Annotated in this window: 15 protein-coding genes; 6 read left to right on the top strand and 9 right to left on the bottom strand. The window is 66.2% G+C overall.

The genetic code is table 11. The features are described from left to right. Positions 1 to 28 precede the first annotated feature (28 nt). A complete protein-coding gene (locus HNR60_RS11935) occupies positions 29 to 1522 on the top strand; it encodes an NAD-dependent succinate-semialdehyde dehydrogenase (RefSeq protein ID WP_184257704.1) in 1494 nt (497 codons plus the stop codon). Between the two features lie 158 nt (positions 1523 to 1680). After that, complete coding sequence (locus HNR60_RS11930; RefSeq protein WP_184257702.1) at positions 1681 to 3975, top strand: transglycosylase domain-containing protein; 2295 nt, start codon at positions 1681 to 1683, stop codon at positions 3973 to 3975. Between the two features lie 332 nt (positions 3976 to 4307). Here HNR60_RS11930 and HNR60_RS11925 read toward each other — a convergent pair whose 3' ends face one another. The 4 genes from HNR60_RS11925 to HNR60_RS11910 all read right to left on the bottom strand — a co-directional run bounded on the left by HNR60_RS11925 (position 4308) and on the right by HNR60_RS11910 (position 8450). Next, positions 4308 to 5147, bottom strand: a complete 840-nt coding sequence (locus HNR60_RS11925) for a M48 family metallopeptidase (RefSeq protein WP_184257700.1) — start codon at positions 5145 to 5147, stop codon at positions 4308 to 4310. 231 nt (positions 5148 to 5378) lie between these two features. Further along, complete coding sequence (locus HNR60_RS11920) at positions 5379 to 6707, bottom strand: polyhydroxyalkanoate depolymerase (protein ID WP_184257698.1); 1329 nt, start codon at positions 6705 to 6707, stop codon at positions 5379 to 5381. Positions 6708 to 6810: 103 nt separating this feature from the next. Beyond that, the gene (locus tag HNR60_RS11915) at positions 6811 to 7626 is read right to left on the bottom strand and encodes an ABC transporter permease (RefSeq protein WP_184257696.1); all 816 of its coding nucleotides are present in this window, start codon (positions 7624 to 7626) and stop codon (positions 6811 to 6813) included. Beyond that, positions 7623 to 8450 carry an ABC transporter ATP-binding protein gene (locus HNR60_RS11910; protein WP_184257694.1) on the bottom strand — a complete coding sequence of 276 codons (828 nt, stop codon included), beginning with the start codon at positions 8448 to 8450 and terminating at the stop codon, positions 7623 to 7625. Before HNR60_RS11910 ends, HNR60_RS11915 begins: the two co-directional genes overlap by 4 nt. A 318-nt stretch (positions 8451 to 8768) precedes the next feature. Here HNR60_RS11910 and HNR60_RS11905 point away from each other — a divergent pair, with 318 nt between their 5' ends. Further along, positions 8769 to 10091 carry an ActS/PrrB/RegB family redox-sensitive histidine kinase gene (locus tag HNR60_RS11905; RefSeq protein ID WP_184257692.1) on the top strand — a complete coding sequence of 441 codons (1323 nt, stop codon included), beginning with the start codon at positions 8769 to 8771 and terminating at the stop codon, positions 10089 to 10091. A gap of 118 nt (positions 10092 to 10209) precedes the next feature. Next, the gene (locus HNR60_RS11900; protein WP_184257690.1) at positions 10210 to 10764 is read left to right on the top strand and encodes an ActR/PrrA/RegA family redox response regulator transcription factor; all 555 of its coding nucleotides are present in this window, start codon (positions 10210 to 10212) and stop codon (positions 10762 to 10764) included. Between the two features lie 453 nt (positions 10765 to 11217). Here the strand turns inward: HNR60_RS11900 and HNR60_RS11895 are convergent, their stop codons facing one another. Then, positions 11218 to 11694, bottom strand: coding sequence for an MmcB family DNA repair protein (locus HNR60_RS11895; protein ID WP_184257688.1), 477 nt, complete (start codon positions 11692 to 11694; stop codon positions 11218 to 11220). 116 nt (positions 11695 to 11810) lie between these two features. Here HNR60_RS11895 and HNR60_RS11890 point away from each other — a divergent pair, with 116 nt between their 5' ends. Further along, positions 11811 to 12491, top strand: coding sequence for an MBL fold metallo-hydrolase (locus tag HNR60_RS11890; protein ID WP_184257686.1), 681 nt, complete (start codon positions 11811 to 11813; stop codon positions 12489 to 12491). Positions 12492 to 12524: 33 nt separating this feature from the next. Here the strand turns inward: HNR60_RS11890 and HNR60_RS11885 are convergent, their stop codons facing one another. The 3 genes from HNR60_RS11885 to HNR60_RS11875 form a co-directional block, all read right to left on the bottom strand. Continuing rightward, on the bottom strand, positions 12525 to 12713 hold the full coding sequence (locus HNR60_RS11885) for a hypothetical protein (protein ID WP_184257684.1): 189 nt from the start codon (positions 12711 to 12713) through the stop codon (positions 12525 to 12527). 233 nt (positions 12714 to 12946) lie between these two features. Further along, a complete protein-coding gene (locus HNR60_RS11880; RefSeq protein ID WP_184257682.1) occupies positions 12947 to 13363 on the bottom strand; it encodes a DUF1236 domain-containing protein in 417 nt (138 codons plus the stop codon). 357 nt (positions 13364 to 13720) lie between these two features. Continuing rightward, positions 13721 to 14512, bottom strand: coding sequence for a DUF4167 domain-containing protein (locus HNR60_RS11875; protein ID WP_184257680.1), 792 nt, complete (start codon positions 14510 to 14512; stop codon positions 13721 to 13723). A gap of 122 nt (positions 14513 to 14634) precedes the next feature. Between HNR60_RS11875 and HNR60_RS11870 the strand changes: the two genes are divergently transcribed. Beyond that, entirely contained in the window at positions 14635 to 15003 is a 369-nt protein-coding gene (locus HNR60_RS11870; protein ID WP_184257678.1) for a hypothetical protein, read from the top strand. 48 nt (positions 15004 to 15051) lie between these two features. On the opposite strand, the gene prmC is transcribed toward HNR60_RS11870, so the two are convergent. Beyond that, a complete protein-coding gene (gene prmC, locus HNR60_RS11865; protein WP_184257676.1) occupies positions 15052 to 15987 on the bottom strand; it encodes a peptide chain release factor N(5)-glutamine methyltransferase in 936 nt (311 codons plus the stop codon). Positions 15988 to 16239: the final 252 nt, after the last annotated feature.

Here is a 16239-nt window from a genome sequence, read left to right as displayed (position 1 = left end):
AATTACAATCCCGCGCTGAGGAATGCTCATGTCGACCACTGCCGCCGCTCGTTCCGGGTCCACCGCGCCCTCGCTGCGCGACCGCCTGAAGAATCCGTCGCTGCTGCGCGAGGCCTGCTTTATCGACGGGCAATGGAGCGGCAACCCGGAGACCGTGGTGACCAATCCGGCCAACGACGTCGAACTCGGCCGGGTGCCGAATATGGCCGCCGCCGAGGCGACGGAGGCGGTGGAGGCGGCGCAGCGCGCGTTCCCGGCCTGGGCCAAGATGACCGCCAAGCAGCGCTCCAACGTGATGCGCAAATGGTTCGAGCTGATCGTCGCCAACCGTGAGGATCTGGCGCTGATTCTGACCTCCGAACAGGGCAAGCCGCTCAGCGAGGCGCTCGGCGAAGTCGATATCGGCGCCGCCTATGTGGAGTTCTATGCCGAGGAAGCCCGCCGGGTCTATGGCGAGACCATTCCGACGCAGCGCGCCGACGCCCGGTTGATCGCGATCAAGCAGCCGATCGGGGTGTGCGGCGCGATCACGCCGTGGAACTTCCCGAATTCGATGATCACCCGCAAGGTGTCGCCGGCGCTGGCCGCCGGCTGCACCGTGGTGCTGAAGCCCGCCAACGAGACGCCGTTCTCGGCGCTGGCGCTCGCCGCGCTGGCGGAACAGGCCGGCGTGCCGAACGGGGTGTTCAACATCATCACCGGCGACGCCCCGGCGATCGGCAAGGTGCTATGCGAGCACCCGGCGGTGCGCTTCGTCGGCTTCACCGGCTCCACCGAAGTCGGCAAGATCCTGTACCGGCAGGCCGCCGTAGGCGTGAAGAAGCTCGGGCTGGAGCTCGGCGGCAACGCGCCGTTCATCGTGTTCGACGACGCCGATGTCGACGCCGCGGTGGAAGGCGCGATGGTGTCGAAATATCGCAACATGGGCCAGACCTGCGTCTGCGCCAACCGGCTCTATGTCCAGGACGGCGTCTATGACGCCTTCGTCGAAAAGCTCGCCGCCAAGGTCGCCGCGATGAAGATCGGCGACGGCACCGAACAGGGCGTGACGCAAGGCCCGCTGATCAACCTGGCCGCGGTGGAGAAGACCGAGCGCCACATCGCCGACGCGGTGAAGAACGGCGCCACCATCGTCACCGGCGGCAAGCGCCATACGCTGGGCGGCACCTTCTTCGAGCCGACCGTGCTCGCCAACGTCAAGCCCGACGCGCTGGTGGCGCATGAAGAGACCTTCGGTCCCTTGGCGCCGGTGTTCCGCTTCAGCACCGAAGAGGAAGTCATCAAGCTCGCCAACAACTCGCCGTTCGGGCTCGCCTCCTACTTCTACGCCCGCGATCTCGGCCGGGTCTGGCGGGTGGCCGAAGCGCTGGAGGCCGGCATGGTCGGCGTCAATTCCGGGCTGATCACCACCGAGGTGGCGCCGTTCGGCGGGGTCAAGGAAAGCGGGCTCGGCCGCGAAGGCTCGCATCACGGCATGGAGGAATATGTCGAGATCAAATACGTGATGATGGCGGGGATTTGAGCTGAAAAGCGGCAATCGCCGGTAAGGTTAAGCCGCGATGAAAGCGCTGTGCCGCATGGCTTTCTCGCATTCTTGGAACCGTAGGCTTAACCGTGGTTTAACGGGGCTTTAAATCCCGCCGCCTAAGCTGGCCCATCTGTCGGGTGGGCATTTTCCGGATGGCGTGGGGCAAGAAGAAAAGCGGCACGCGGCAGGAGCCGGTGTTCGACCTGGCGTCGTCGCTGTCCGGCCTACGGCTGTCGGTGCAGGACCGCATCGGTCCGCCGGATGAGAAGCTGATCAAGCCCAAGGCCGACGCGAAGAAGGCCGACGCGCCGAAGCAGGCCACCGGCAAGAAGCCGGCCGCCAAACCCGCGAAAAAGAAACCGCGTGGAACGATCGGCGCGGCGATCTTCCGGCTGTTCTATTGGGGCGTAGTGACCGCGATCTGGGGCGTGATCGCGGTGGTAGGCCTCCTGATCTATGTCGGCGCGCACCTGCCGGCGATCCAGTCATTGGAAATCCCGAAGCGGCCGCCGACCATCCAGATCGTCGGCATGGATGGCAGTTCGCTGGTCACCCGCGGCGAACAGGCCGGCACCAACGTCGCGTTGAAGGATCTGCCGCCCTATCTGCCGAAAGCCTTCATCGCCATCGAGGACCGCCGCTTCTACGACCATTACGGCGTCGACCCGATCGGCATCGGCCGTGCCGCGCTGGCCAATGTGATGCATCGCGGCGTCTCGCAGGGCGGCTCGACGCTGACCCAGCAGCTCGCCAAAAACCTGTTCCTGACCCAGGAGCGCACGCTGCAGCGCAAGCTGCAGGAGGTCGAACTGGCGCTGTGGCTGGAGCGCAAGCATTCCAAGTCGGAGATTCTCGAGCTCTATCTCAACCGGGTGTATTTCGGCTCCGGCGCTTACGGCGTGGAAGCCGCGGCGCAGCGCTATTTCGGCAAGTCGGCGAAGAACGTGACGCTGGCGGAGGCCGCGATGCTGGCGGGCCTCGTCAAATCGCCGTCGCGGCTCGCCCCGAACCGCAATCCGGAGGGCGCCGAGAAGCGGGCGCAGACCGTGCTCGGCGCGATGGCCGACGCCGGCTTCATCAACGCGTCGCAGGCCCAGGTGGCGAGCGCCAACCCGTCCGGCACGGTGAAGCCGACCGGCGCCGGCACCATCAACTACGTCGCCGACTGGATCGGCGAGGTGCTCGACGATCTGGTCGGCCAGATCGACCAGTCGATCATCGTCGAGACCTCGATCGATCCGAAGCTGCAGTCGGTCGCGGAGGGAGCGATCATCGACGAATTGGCGGCGAAGAGCGTCAAGTTCAACGTCTCGCAGGGCGCGCTGGTGGCGATGACGCCGGACGGCGCGGTGCGCGCCATGGTGGGCGGGCGCAACTACGCCGACAGCCAGTTCAATCGCGCCGTCACCGCCAAGCGGCAGCCGGGCTCGGCGTTCAAGCCGTTCGTGTACCTGACCGCGATCGAGGCCGGGCTGACGCCGGACACCATCCGGCAGGACGCCCCGATCGACGTCAAGGGGTGGCGGCCGGAGAACTACAGCCATGAATATTTCGGCGCGGTGACGCTGACCCAGGGCCTGGCGATGTCGCTCAACACCGTGGCGGTGCGGCTCGGCCTCGAGGTCGGCGCCAAGAGCGTGGTCCGCACCGCGCATCGGCTCGGCATCGCCTCCAAGCTCGAGCCCAACGCCTCGATCGCGCTCGGCACCTCCGGGGTGTCGCTGGTCGAACTGGTCGGCGCCTATGCGCCGTTCGCCAATGGCGGATTCATTGCGGGGCCGCATGTGGTGGAGAAGATCCGCACCGCCGACGGCAACAAGGTTTTGTACGACCGCTCGCAGGACGCGCCCGCGCAGGTGATCGAGCCGCGCTATGTGGCGATGATGAACAGCATGATGCAGGAGACGCTGATCTCCGGCACCGCCCGCAAGGCGGAGATCCCGGGCTGGACCGCCGCCGGCAAGACCGGCACCAGCCAGGATTTCCGCGACGCCTGGTTCATCGGCTTCACCGGCAAATTGGTCACCGGGGTGTGGCTCGGCAACGACGACAATGCGCCGACCAAGAAGGCCACCGGCGGCGGCCTGCCGGTCGAGGTGTGGACCCGGTTCATGCGCACGGCGCATCAGGGCGTGCCAGCGGTGCCGCTGCCCGGCGCCGGACAGAGTTACGCCGCCAGCGTGGCGCAGGCGCCGCGCGGCGATCAAGGTTTGGTGCAGCAAGGCACGGCGCAGCAGGGCTATGGGCAGCCGGCCTACCCGCAACCGAGCTACCCGCCGCAACCCGGTTACGGCGCGCCGGGCCCGGGCGGATCGGGCTATCAGCAGGCGCCGCCGATCCCGGTCAGGGGCGGCGGTCGCGAGGTCACGCAGCGGCCGCAGCCGGTGCGGCCCGAAGCGTCGAGCGGCCTCGATGGCTGGCTGGTGGAGCGGCTGTTCGGGCGGTAACGGCGGGTTTGGACGTCGGCATGCTCTGGGGCGTCGCCACACACATGGCCGTCACCACCCGCGAAAGCGGGTGGCCCAGTAGTCCAGAGAGCGTTTGGTGAGTAACGAGCGCTCTGGAATACTGGGTCGCCCGGTCAAGCCGGGCGATGACCGCTTCAAATCGTGGCCGCTCTGCGCATCCCAGCGACTCTGTTCGGCGTGCCCCGGACGCGGCGAAGCGCGATAGCGCGGCGCCGTCGAGCCGGGCCATTACGAAGGCTGCATCCGCAACGGTCCCGGCTCGCTGCGCAGCGCAAGGGCGCTGCCGGCGTCCGGCACACGGGCTACAGATTTCAATCCGTAATGCCGTAGCGATGCAGGTCGTTGCCGAAACCGTCGAGCCACTTCTTGGCGCGCTCCATCTGCGGACAGACCTTGCCGACCACGCGCCAGAACTTCGTCGAGTGGTTCATCTCCACCAGATGCCCGACTTCATGCGCGGCGAGATAATCCAGCACATAGGGCGGCGCCAGGATCAACCGCCAGGAAAACGACAGCGATCCCGCCGAGGTGCAGGAGCCCCAGCGGCTCGACTGGTCGCGGATCGAGATCCGCGTCACCTTGACGCCGAGCAGGTCGGCATAGTGCTGCGCCGCCTTCGCCAGATCGCGCCGCGCCTCGCGCTTGAGAAAGTCGTGCACCCGGCGATCGATGTGTTCGGGCTCGCCGGCGACGCAGAGGATCCGCTCGCCGGAGTCGCGGGTCTCCGCCCACACCGTGCCGCGGACGCCGGCGCGATGCACGATCTTGTGGTCGACGCCGCGCAGCGGCAGCAGCGTGCCGGGATGAAACGGCGCCGCCTTCGGCAACCGGCCGAGCCGCGCGGCGATCCAGGCGCCGTGACGTTGCGCGAATTCCTTGGCGTCGACCAAGGTGCCGCGCGGCGGCATGGTGAGGATCGCTTCGCGATCGCTCGGATGGATGCGCAAGGTGTAGCGCCGCGCGCGCCGGTGACGTCGCAAACGGATGGCGAAAATCTGCGAGCCGAATTTGACGGCAATCGATTGGGGTTCGGCAGGACGCCGATAAAGCAGTGCGCGAAAGGCCATTTCTGCAGATCCGGACAGGGAGAATGTCCCCGGATTCTGCCATATCCGCCGCCATTGGAAGCGCTCGGCGCAAAAACAAATCATTTGCCCAATATACAGCTGAGCCGCGCCCGCGCACCCCTAGCAAAAGGGGCCCGGAACACCGGATTCTGGATTCATAAAATGATTTTGCGGGCCCAAAGGATGAATCTGCGTCCAAATGTATAACCCGCCGGATTTTACGCATTCTCGCGGCAAAATCAGCGGCTTAACGAGCGGCGGACGAATCAGCGGCGAATTCTTGCCGCTGATGTCGATTGGCGCACGCGTAGTTCGCTATTCGGCGGCGTTCGCCGGCTTCTCATTCGCCGCCGACACCATGAAGTCGGAAATCCGCGGCACGATTTCGGAGCGGAAGCGCGAGCCGTTGAAGACGCCGTAATGGCCGACGCCCTTCTGCACGTAGTGCACCCGACGCTGGTCCGGGATCGACGTGCACAGCCGATGCGTCGCCTCGGTCTGGCCGAGGCCCGAGATGTCGTCGTTCTCGCCTTCCACCGTCATCAGCGCGGTGCGCCGGATCTTGCTCGGATCGACGCGTTGGCCCCGGTGCATCATCTCGCCCTTCGGCAGCGCATGCTTGACGAACACCACGTCGACGGTCTGCAGATAATATTCGGCGGTCAGATCCATCACCGCGAGATATTCGTCGTAGAAGTCGCGGTGCTTGTCGGCCAAGTCGCCGTCGCCCTGGACCAGATGGTTGAACAGGTTCTTGTGGGCGTCCATGTGGCGGTCGAGATTCATGCTGATGAAGCCGTTCAGCTGCAGGAATCCCGGATAGACGTCGCGCATCACGCCGGGATGCGGGAACGGAACCTTGGTGATGACGTGGTTGCGGAACCAGTCGATGCCGCGTTCCGCCGCCAGATTGTTCACCGCGGTGGGATTGCAGCGGGTGTCGATCGGCCCGCCCATCAGCGTCATCGACAGCGGTGCGCAGGAATCGTCATTGCCTTCCATCACCGACACCGCGGCCAGCACCGGCACCGACGGCTGGCACACCGCGATCACGTGGATGTTGCCGCCGAGATGCTGCAGCATCTCGATGACGTAGTCGACATAGTCGTCGAGATCGAAGCGGCCTTCGGCGAGCGGCACCATGCGGGCGTCGGACCAGTCGGTGATGTAAACCTCGTGGGTCGGCAGGAAGGCCTCGACGGTGCCGCGCAGCAGCGTGGCGTAGTGCCCCGACATCGGCGCCACGATCAGCACCCGCGGCTGCGCATGGCGCAGCGGCCGCGGATGCAGCCGGTTGAAATACAACAGCCGGCAGAACGGCTTTTCCCACACCGATTCGATTTCGATCGGCGTGCGCACGCCCAGCACCTCGGTGGCGTCGAGGCCCCATTCCGGTTTGGCGTAGCGCCGCGTGGTGCGCTCGAACACTTCGCAGGCCGCGGCGATCGATTTGCCGAGCTCGGTGTGGGTCCACGGGTTGAGCGGATTCTGGAACATGATCTTGGTGACATCACCAAGCGCCCGCGCCGGATTGAGCGACGCGTGGGCGAGTTCGTAGAACCAGTACATCGGCGTCGTCATCGCCGGGCTGACTTCGGCCGGCAACTCCGGCGGACGACCAAATTCACCAATGATGTTCGGCATCTCGTCCCTCAAATTCCGGTTCCACGCCCGGTTCCATCCGAGCATAGTGGCGATTGCACAGCACAGCGTCAATCCGCAGTTCCGAGTTTCCGCCCTGGGGGGATTACTCGCCGCCCTGAATCAGCGAGCCGTGGCGCCGCGCGCTGTTCAGAAGCCAGATGAAGCTCATGAACGACGCCGCGAACAGCACCGCATTGATCAGCAACGCGTAAAACATCAAATCCGGGCGAAATACGTGTTCGATCAGCAGCGCCCGCATGCCTTCGAACACATAGGTCGGTGGCAACGTCCATGCCACATATTGCAGCCAATGTGGCAACACCGTTACCGGATAGTACACGCAGGCCAGCGGCATCAGCCCGAACATCACGGTCCAGACGATGCTTTCGGCGCCGAGCCCGTTGCGCAGCACCAGCCCGGAGACGAAGATCCCGAGCGACCAGCCGGTGAAGATCAGGTTGCAGAAAAATGCCACCAGCGGCAGTCCAAAACCGAACAGATTGAAATCGAACATGAAGGTGGCGAGCGCCAGCATCGGCACGATGCCGATCGCCAGCCGGATCAGGCTCATGATCATCAGGGCGATCAGGAACTCGATCGGCTTCAGCGGGCTCATCATCAGATTGCCGAGATTGCGCGCCCACATCTCTTCCAGGAACGAGATCGAAAACCCGAGCTGGCCGCGGAACAGGATGTCCCACAGGATCACTGCGCCGATCAGCGTGCCGCCGGCCTGGGCGAAGAACCCGGCATTCTGCGAGATGTAGTTCTGCAGAAAGCCCCAGGTGACGATCTGCAGCGCCGGCCAATACACCAGTTCCAGCAGCCGCGGCCATGACGACAACAACAGGTACCAGTAGCGCAGGATCATCGCGCCGATGCGGTGCGGAGCGATGCCGCGATGAACCACGGCGCTCATGACGCGTCGCCATGCAACGGGGTGGCCTGCAACGCGCCGTCCTGCACCCGGCCGCGGGCGACGTCGAGAAACACTTCCTCCAGCGTGGCGCGGTTGTAGCGCTGCATGATGTTGTCCGGGCTGTCGTCGTCCTCTATGCGGCCGCGCTTCATGATGATGACGCGGTCGCACAACCGCTCGACCTCGAGCATGTTGTGCGAAGCGAGCAGGATCGTAGCGCCGTGCTGCTGGCGGTAGGTTTCCAGCCGCTGCCGCACCCAGTCGGCGGTATCGGGATCGAGCGACGCCGTCGGCTCGTCGAGCAGCAACAGGTCGGGACGGTTGATCAGCGCTTTCGCCAGCGCCACGCGGGTCTTCTGCCCGGCCGAGAGCTTGCCGTTCGGCCGGTCCAGGAACTCGTTGAGATCGAGATCCTCGGCAAGCTGCGCGATCCGCTCGCGCAGCTCCGGCACCGCATAGAGCTTGCCGAACACCGTCAGATTCTGCCGCACCGTCAGCCGCATCGGCATGTCGACATAGGGGCTTTCGAAATTCATCCGGCCGAGCACGTCCTCGCTTTGCTCCGGCATCGCGTAGCCCAGCACCCGCACGCGGCCCGAGGTCGGCAGTACCAGCCCCATGATCATCGCGATGGTGGTGGTCTTGCCGGCGCCGTTGCCGCCGAGCAGCCCGGTGATGCTGCCGCGCGCGATCTGGAACGACACGTCGTCGACCGCGCGGGCGGTCTTGTAGATCTTGACCAGATGCGCGACGTCGATCGCGGCGGCGTGGTCCGGATCAGGCGCGGCGGTGCCGGGCGGCGGAGCGGATTGGTTGCGGGTCATGAGGCCGTTCCTGAGCCATCATCGCGCCGAGCGCAAGATGGTGGCGCGGCGCGGGTTTGTGATCGCACGGCGGCGCGATGTCGTTCCGGTCCCGCGCGGCGCGTCCACAAACCACCGCGTCATTCCGGGGCGCGAGCAGCTCTGCTGCGAGCGAACCCGGAATCTTGCTGCACGTTCCGCGATCAGCGCTCGTTGCGAGATTCCGGGTTCGCTTGGGCTTGCGCCCGCGCGCCCCGGAATGACAACACGGCGTGTCCCAACGCCCGGCGTGGTGTGTCCCGATTTGTGATCGCGCGGCGGCGCGGCTAGTGTTCCCGCATGACCGATACCGAAGCCGCCGATTTCCGCCATCCGCGCCGCCACGTCCGGCTCGATACCATCCTGCGGCTGCGCTGGCTCGCGGCGCTGGGGCAGCTCGCCGCGGTGTTCGTGGTCGCCAACGGCCTCGAATTCGAGCTGCCGGTGGTGCCCTGCCTCGCCATCATCGCGCTGTCGGCGCTGGTCAATCTGGCGCTGCAGATCGCCTTCAATCCGATGCAGCGGCTGGAGCCGGCGCATGCCGCGGCACTGCTGGCGCTGAACATCGCCGAACTGGCCGGGCTGCTGTTTCTCACCGGCGGGCTGCAGAACCCGTTTGCGTTCCTGTTCCTCGGCCCGGTGCTGATCGCCGCCACCGCGCTGCCGACCAGGCTGACCATCACGCTCGGCGTATTCGCGGCGAGCTGCGCCGCGGCGCTATTGTTCTACCACCTGCCGCTGCCGTGGGACCCTGAGGACCCGGTGGTGCTGCCGCAGATCTATCTGATCGGGGTCTGGCTCTCGATCCTGCTCGCGATCGGCGTCACCAGCCTCTACACGTTTCAGGTCACCGAGGAGGCGCGCAAATTGTCCGACGCGCTGTCGGCGACCGAGCTGGTGCTGACCCGCGAACAGCATCTCACCCAGCTCGACGGCCTCGCCGCCGCCGCCGCGCACGAACTCGGCACGCCGCTGTCGACCATCTTCCTGATCGCCCGCGAGGTCGAGCACAGCGTCCCGGCCGATAGCCCGCTCGCCGCCGACCTCAGGTCGTTGCGCGAACAGGCGCAGCGCTGCCGCGAAATCCTCGGCAAGATCACCCAGCTGTCGTCCTCCGGCGCGCCGTTCGACCGCATGCCGCTGTCGACGCTGATCGAGGAGGCGGTGGCGCCGCACCGCGATTTCGGCATCGACATCCGGGTGCGGATCGCGGTCGCCGGCGTCGCCGAGCCGGTGGTGATGCGCAACCCGGCGATCCTCTATGGCGTCGGCAACATCCTGGAGAACGCCGTGGATTTCGCCCGCACCGCGGTCGAGGTGAATGCCTGGTGGAACGCCGAGACGGTGCAGATCGTGATTTCCGACGACGGCCCCGGCATCGCGCCGGACATGCTGCGGCGGATCGGCGAACCGTATCTGTCGCGGCGCCGCGCCGACGAAACCTCTGGCGTGCACGGCGGGCTCGGGCTCGGCGTGTTCATCGCCCGCACCCTGCTGGAGCGCACCGGCGCCAAGGTCTCGTTCGGCAACAAGACCTTCCCCGATCACGGCGCGGTGGTGCAGATCGTCTGGCCGCGCGCCGATTTCGAGACCGTGCACACGGCAGCAGCGGTCGAGGCGTAATCGTCGCCTCGCGCGCTTTTGTCGCGCAGCCGCCGGCGGCTGATCCGCCGCCGCGGCCTTGGCAGCGCCGCACCGCCTCGCCATATGTTGATGGGCCTGCTCAGGAGACGTACGAACCGTGAACGCCATTCCCGAATTGTCCGACTACGCCGATCGCTCGCTACTCATCGTCGAAGACGACAAGCCGTTTCTGGAGCGGCTGTCGCGCGCGATGGAGACCCGCGGCTTCACCGTGACGGCGTGCGACAACGTCGCCGAGGGTCTGGTGCAGATCGGCAAGGCCGCGCCGGCCTTCGCGGTGGTCGACCTGCGGCTCGGCGACGGCAACGGCCTCGACGTGGTGGCGGCGTTGAAGCAGCAGCGCCCCGACGCCCGCGCCATCGTGCTGACCGGCTACGGCAACATCGCCACCGCGGTGACCGCGGTGAAGATGGGCGCGGTGGACTATCTGTCGAAGCCCGCCGACGCCGACGACGTGGTCGCGGCCCTGCTGGCCAGCGGCAGCGAGAAATCCGAACTGCCGCACAATCCGATGTCGGCCGACCGGGTGCGCTGGGAGCACATCCAGCGGATCTACGAGATGTGCAACCGCAACGTCTCGGAAACCGCGCGCCGCCTCAACATGCACCGCCGCACCCTGCAGCGCATTTTGGCGAAGCGCGCGCCGAGGTAGGGTCGCGAGCCGCGCTGTCGCTCCGGATGCGCGCGGCATCGCTTCGCAGTACGTCTGAACACATCATAACGCCGTCATCCCGGTGCCCGAGCGAAGCGAGGGCCTCGAAGGATGCGGCTCCGCGCGACTCGGTCGCCACACGCGCGAGGCCCTCACCCTGCGGCCCATCCTTCGAGGCGCGATCCGTCGCGCATACGCGCGCCGGATCACGCACAGGATGACGCGGGATGTGTAGCAAACGCCGCAGAGTTGCATCGGCAGCGAAACGCCGGATCGAAACGCGCCGTCATTCCGGGGCGCAAGTTCGTCAGAACGAGCGACCCCGGAATCTTGCTGCTGGGGAAATCCCCTTGCTCGTTGCGAGATTCCGGGTTCGCTCGCAGCTTGCGCTGCTCGCGCCCCGGAATGACAGCCTGGGTCGGGTATTGCACCTCACCCCGGCTTTGATCGCATTCAAAACTCCACGATCCCCTGCGGGTCGTGCAGCCGCTGCAGCCGCTGCGCCGCCGCCATCGCAAAGCGCAGCGTCATCAGCTTGCGGGTCGGCGCGGCGAGGCGATGCTCCGGCGCCTCGCAATGCAGATGCGCGCCGTAGCCGTCGGCGACGATCAGTCCGGTGTCGCCGGGAAAGATCTCGCACGGCAGGTCCTGGGTGAAGGCGAAGAACAGCCGGTCGCAATGCGCGCGGTAGTCCGGCCATTTATTATCCGCGCGCAAATCCTCCAGCGACGACTTGATCTCGACGATCCAGATCTCGCCGCGGCCGTTCAGCCCGACCAGATCGGCGCGGCGGCCCGACGGCAGCGGCAATTCGCTGACGCAGCTAAAGCCCAGCGCATGCAGCAGCCGCGCCGTGCCGCGCGCGATCAACAGCGCGGTCTCGGACTGCCGGCGGTCCGGCGGCGGCGCGAGCTTGTGAGCGGGGTCCATCGCGCGCAGTCTAGCCGAAGCTGACGCCTCACCCAAGCGGCCGGTGCAGCGGAACCATGCAACGCCGGGTGCGCTTTTCGGCTTGGCGAAGGGGCAAAAATCGGCATTGTGCGGGGATGACAGACGCCAACCAGACCAAAGCCAAAGCTGGAGCCAAGGCCGGCGCAGCGATCATTCCGGTGACGCTGTTCCAGCAGAACTGCACGCTGTTGTGGTGCGAGACCACCCGCAAGGCCGTGGTGGTCGATCCCGGCGGCGAGGTGCCGCAGATTCTGGCGGCGATCAAACAGGCCAATGTCACGGTGGAGAAGATCTGGCTGACCCACGGCCATATCGACCATGTCGGCGGCGCCGCCGATCTGCGTGACGCATTGAAGGTGCCGATCGAAGGCCCGCATCGCGCCGACAAATATCTGTTGAACAACGTCGTCACCAGCGGCGAGATGTTCGGCATGACCGGGATGCGCGACGTGTTGCCGGATCGCTGGCTCGAAGAGGGCGAAACCGTCAGCGTCGGCGAACTCAGCTTCGCGATTCTGCATTGCCCCGGGCATTCGCCGGGCAGCGTGGTGTATTTCAACGACGAGATGCGGTTCGCGATCGTCGGCGACGTGCTGTTCAAGGGCTCGATCGGCCGCACCGACCTGTCGGGTGGCGACCACGCCACGCTGATGGAATCGATCGCCACCAAGCTGGTGCCGCTCGGCGACGACGTCAGCTTCATCTGCGGCCACGGCCCGGGCTCGACCATCGGTCACGAGCGGATGACCAACCCGTTCCTGACCGGCCAGCTGTAACGCTGCCGAGCAGGGCGAGCGGCAAGCCTCGGTTCAATGCGACGTACGGTGCAGCGCCGGCTTGGTGCTGGCCCACTTGCCGATCTGCGACGAGCCGATCATCTGCTTGGGCTGATACGGATTGAGTGTGCCGGCGTTGGCCGACCAGCCCTTATCCATGATCTCCAAGGCGAACAGCTTGGCCTCGGCTTCGGATTTGAAGGTCTTTGTGGAGCGAACCATGCCGGAGGCGCGGTCGTCTGATTTGACCGCTTGATCCGGACCATATGCTACGTACCAAATATCGGGTTGGGTCATGCCGCCTCAACAGGGCGGGACGCCCGCCGGTTCCACATCATGAAAGATTTATTATTCGCCGGCACGCCCGGTTCAGCATGACCGCCGAAGCGCCACGACCGCCAAAGCACAAAGGCCGCCCGGTGAGGGGCGGCCTTTGCTACGTCAAGTCGATTGGCTTATTCGACGATATCGACGATGCGGTGGGTGGCCGGATCGACCAGCACGGTGCGATCATTGACCACGGTGTAGCGATAGTTGCGCACGCCGTATTCCGAAGGCACTTCGTAATACGTCACGCCTTCGCCGGGCAGCACCGCGCCGACGCGGACTTCGTCGCTGTAGCGATACGACGGATGACGCTGTTCGACCGCGTAGGTGCGGAAACGCGGGCGCTGATCGACGCCGAGCACGCCGGCGACGCCGCCGACAACGCCGCCGATCGTCCCGCCGACCACGGCGCCGACCGGACCGGCCGCGCGCTCACCCTCGCGGGCGCCGCGTTCCATGCCCCCGGGGACGCCTTGCGCCTGCACCATCGCGGGGGTGGCGACGGCGATAATCACGGCGGCAGTACCAAGCAAACGACGAATCATGAGAAGCTCCAAAGATAGTGAAAGGGGTGTGGCGGCAGGCTAAGTCGGCCACCGCGTGGAAGTTCCGTGGCCCTTGCACTAACGGGAGGAAACCATGGCCGGACGGGCGAACTAGGGAACTCCGCACAAGCTGTTCCGATGGAATGGTCGCTATGATCACGCTCGCGGTGGATGTCGGCGCGGAGCTGCTGCACCCGGTTCTCCTATCGCGACGGCGTCCTGCAGCGCATGCTCCCCAGGCCAGGCTGCGCTCCCCAAAACGCAAAACAATCCGGCAGCGCCACGCGGGCGCGCCGGATTGCTTGGTCGAAAACGGCCGCTCGCGCCACCCGTGACCGGCGTGGCACGCGCGAAAACCTATTCGTTGCCGGGGTTGAAGTCGTCGGCCGGGGCGGCGGGGGCGGCGGCGCCCTCGGGACGCGGACCCTGCGGACGGCGGCGACGGCGCGGCGGGAAGCGCTCGCCGCCGGCGGCTTCGAAGCCTGGGGCGTTGTTGATCTGCGGCTGCGGTCCGGTGATGAACGACGGCAGCCGGTCGACGCTGTCGCTGACCGGGATCACCGGCTGCGGCTGCGGCTGGTATTGCGGCTGCGGGCGATGTTCGCGGGGCTGCGGCTGGTCGCGCGGCTCGCGCTGTTCGCGCGGCTGATAGGGCTGCGCGTCGCGCGGCTCACGCTGTTGTTGTTCGCGCGGCTGCGGGTCGCGCTGTTGGGTCTCGCGTTGCGGCTCGCGCGGCACGAAGGGCTGCGGCTGCACCGGCACCAGGCCCGGCTCGGCGCCGAAATTCGAATAGGTCTCGTTGTCGCCGAACTCGGCGCTGTCGTCCGACATCTCGTTGTCAGTGCGCTGCTGCGGCAGGTTCTGGCGAAACTGCTCCTGGGCGGCGGCGATCAGCCGGAAATAGTGCTCGGCGTGTTGATAATAATTCTCGGCTGCGACCGGGTCGCCCGATGAGCGGGCGTCGCGCGCCAGCTGCACGTATTTCTCGGCGACGTGCGAGGCGGTGCCGCGGATCTTGATATCGGGGCCGTTGGATTCGAACACCCTTGTCATCGGGTTCTGACCGCGCCGGTTGTTGTTATTGTTATTATTGTTGCTGTTGTTGTTACGGTTACGCAGCCGCTTGTTGTTGTTCTGACCGTTTCTCATGTCGAGCCTTTTTACCACACCCACATTGAAGTCATTGTCACTGAAGTCATTGTCACAGCGAAATTGTCATAGCGCAGGAGTTATTAGCTGCGGACATAGCTTGGTCCGCTTCCGGACGCGCCATGGGCGTCCGGATCGCACTGCCGTTCAAACCGGTTTTGCCGCCCATCGCGTTACCGACGCGTTCCCCAACCGACCGCGAGCGCCCCAAGCGCAAAGCCGCACCGACTCATTCAGTCAGCCGCAACCAGCTCAGATGGTCTCGCGTGAGTTTTCAAGCGCAATATCAGGCTTTCGTTCGCTTTGCGGTCGCAAGCAGCGCAGCTCTCTCAGCCATCGCGCTCAACCCAACCCGCGTTTTTGGAACCTTTTTACTCAGGGCTCTCATCGAAGAGGCATTCTCATCGCCGAGAATCTCATCGCCGAGAATGGCGGCCTTCGCCCGCAGCGTCCGCGGGGCCAGCAACCCTGATGTCATGGCCGGAACGTAATCGCTCTTGGACAATATTCCAAGCGGTTTTTTGCAATCGGTTCCGACCTCACCCCCCGGGACGGCGGCCGATCACCGCGCGGGCGATGCCGGCGAGATCGGGTTTCGGCGCGCCGTCGGTGGTCAGCCCGGCCGATCGCATCAGGGCCGCGACCTCGTCGTCCTGGCCCTGTCCGATCTCGACGATCAGCGCTCCGCCCGGCGCCAGCAGCGCGGCCGCCTGCTGTGCGATCGTCCGATAGGCGTCGAGCCCGTCGGCGCCGCCGTCGAGCGCGCGGCGTGGGTCGTGCTCGCGCACCTCGCGGTCCAGCGCCGCAATGTCCGCGCTGCGGATATAGGGCGGGTTGGAGACGATCAGGTCGAACGGCCCTTGCAAGGCCGATGCGTAGTTGCAGGCAACGAAGCCGGCACGGTCGGCGAGCCCCAAGCGCGCCGCGTTGCCGCGCGCGGTGCGCAGCGCATCAAGGCTGATATCGGTGGCGACGCCCTGGGCGTCCGGCCATTCCGACAACAGCGCCAGCAGGATTGCGCCGGAGCCGGTGCCGAGATCGGCGATGCGCTGTGGTCCCGAGGCGCGCTGCAGCGACAGCCGAGGCAACGGCTCCGCCGGCCGCGGCTCTCCTGGTAACGATGCGCCGGCAAAGCTCTGCAGCGCCGCCTCGACGATGGTCTCGGTATCGGGCCGCGGCACTAGGGTGTCGCCGGACAGATGCAGCGGCAGGCCCCAGAATTCCTTGACGCCCAAGATGCGCGCCACCGGCTCGCCCTCGATGCGCCTCGCCACCAGGGCGTCGAGCGCGGCCGCTTCATCCGGCGTCAGCAGCCGTGCGGCGGCGGTGATCAGTCCGGTGAGATCGAGCTCCAGCACCGCGCCGATCAACAGCCGCGCGTCGAGCTCGGCGGATTCGATCGCGGCCTGCCGTAGACGCGCCGCCACCGCGCGGCGGGCGGCGTCGATGGTGAGGGCGGTGAAGCTTTCCGTCACGTTGCACTTCTCGTGCGGCGCCGGTGAAGGCGCCACTGCCTTTCAGCGGGTCGTCCCTGCGCACGCAGGGACCGATACGGCGCGGAGATTCGTTTGTGCGGTGTGGTCGAGGCCGCTTCGTTAACTCGGACGCCAGGGGTTATGGGTCCCTGCGTGCGCAGGGACGACCCGTTGAGATGCAGACATCCACATGCGGACCGCTCGGTGGACTCAGCCCGAGGTGGGAAGAGGGCACATCTCACGTTACCAGCC

The sequence above is a fragment of the Rhodopseudomonas rhenobacensis genome (assembly GCF_014203125.1).
Taxonomy (GTDB): domain Bacteria; phylum Pseudomonadota; class Alphaproteobacteria; order Rhizobiales; family Xanthobacteraceae; genus Rhodopseudomonas_A; species Rhodopseudomonas_A rhenobacensis.
The sequence above is the reverse complement of the archived record's forward strand: the minus strand, read 5'-3'. Positions and strand labels throughout refer to the sequence as shown.

Excerpts from the sequence above, each read along its gene's own strand:
- HNR60_RS11890 (WP_184257686.1), top strand. The coding sequence starts at position 11,811 with ATGACAGACGCCAACCAGACCAAAGCCAAAGCTGGAGCCAAGGCCGGC.
- HNR60_RS11885 (WP_184257684.1), bottom strand. The coding sequence starts at position 12,713 with ATGGTTCGCTCCACAAAGACCTTCAAATCCGAAGCCGAGGCCAAGCTG.
- HNR60_RS11895 (WP_184257688.1), bottom strand. The coding sequence starts at position 11,694 with ATGGACCCCGCTCACAAGCTCGCGCCGCCGCCGGACCGCCGGCAGTCC.
- HNR60_RS11870 (WP_184257678.1), top strand. The coding sequence starts at position 14,635 with ATGGGCGTCCGGATCGCACTGCCGTTCAAACCGGTTTTGCCGCCCATC.
- HNR60_RS11930 (WP_184257702.1), top strand. The coding sequence starts at position 1,681 with ATGGCGTGGGGCAAGAAGAAAAGCGGCACGCGGCAGGAGCCGGTGTTC.
- HNR60_RS11920 (WP_184257698.1), bottom strand. The coding sequence starts at position 6,707 with ATGCCGAACATCATTGGTGAATTTGGTCGTCCGCCGGAGTTGCCGGCC.
- HNR60_RS11905 (WP_184257692.1), top strand. The coding sequence starts at position 8,769 with ATGACCGATACCGAAGCCGCCGATTTCCGCCATCCGCGCCGCCACGTC.
- HNR60_RS11935 (WP_184257704.1), top strand. The coding sequence starts at position 29 with ATGTCGACCACTGCCGCCGCTCGTTCCGGGTCCACCGCGCCCTCGCTG.
- HNR60_RS11875 (WP_184257680.1), bottom strand. The coding sequence starts at position 14,512 with ATGAGAAACGGTCAGAACAACAACAAGCGGCTGCGTAACCGTAACAAC.
- HNR60_RS11880 (WP_184257682.1), bottom strand. The coding sequence starts at position 13,363 with ATGATTCGTCGTTTGCTTGGTACTGCCGCCGTGATTATCGCCGTCGCC.
- HNR60_RS11925 (WP_184257700.1), bottom strand. The coding sequence starts at position 5,147 with ATGATTTGTTTTTGCGCCGAGCGCTTCCAATGGCGGCGGATATGGCAG.
- HNR60_RS11910 (WP_184257694.1), bottom strand. The coding sequence starts at position 8,450 with ATGACCCGCAACCAATCCGCTCCGCCGCCCGGCACCGCCGCGCCTGAT.
- HNR60_RS11915 (WP_184257696.1), bottom strand. The coding sequence starts at position 7,626 with ATGAGCGCCGTGGTTCATCGCGGCATCGCTCCGCACCGCATCGGCGCG.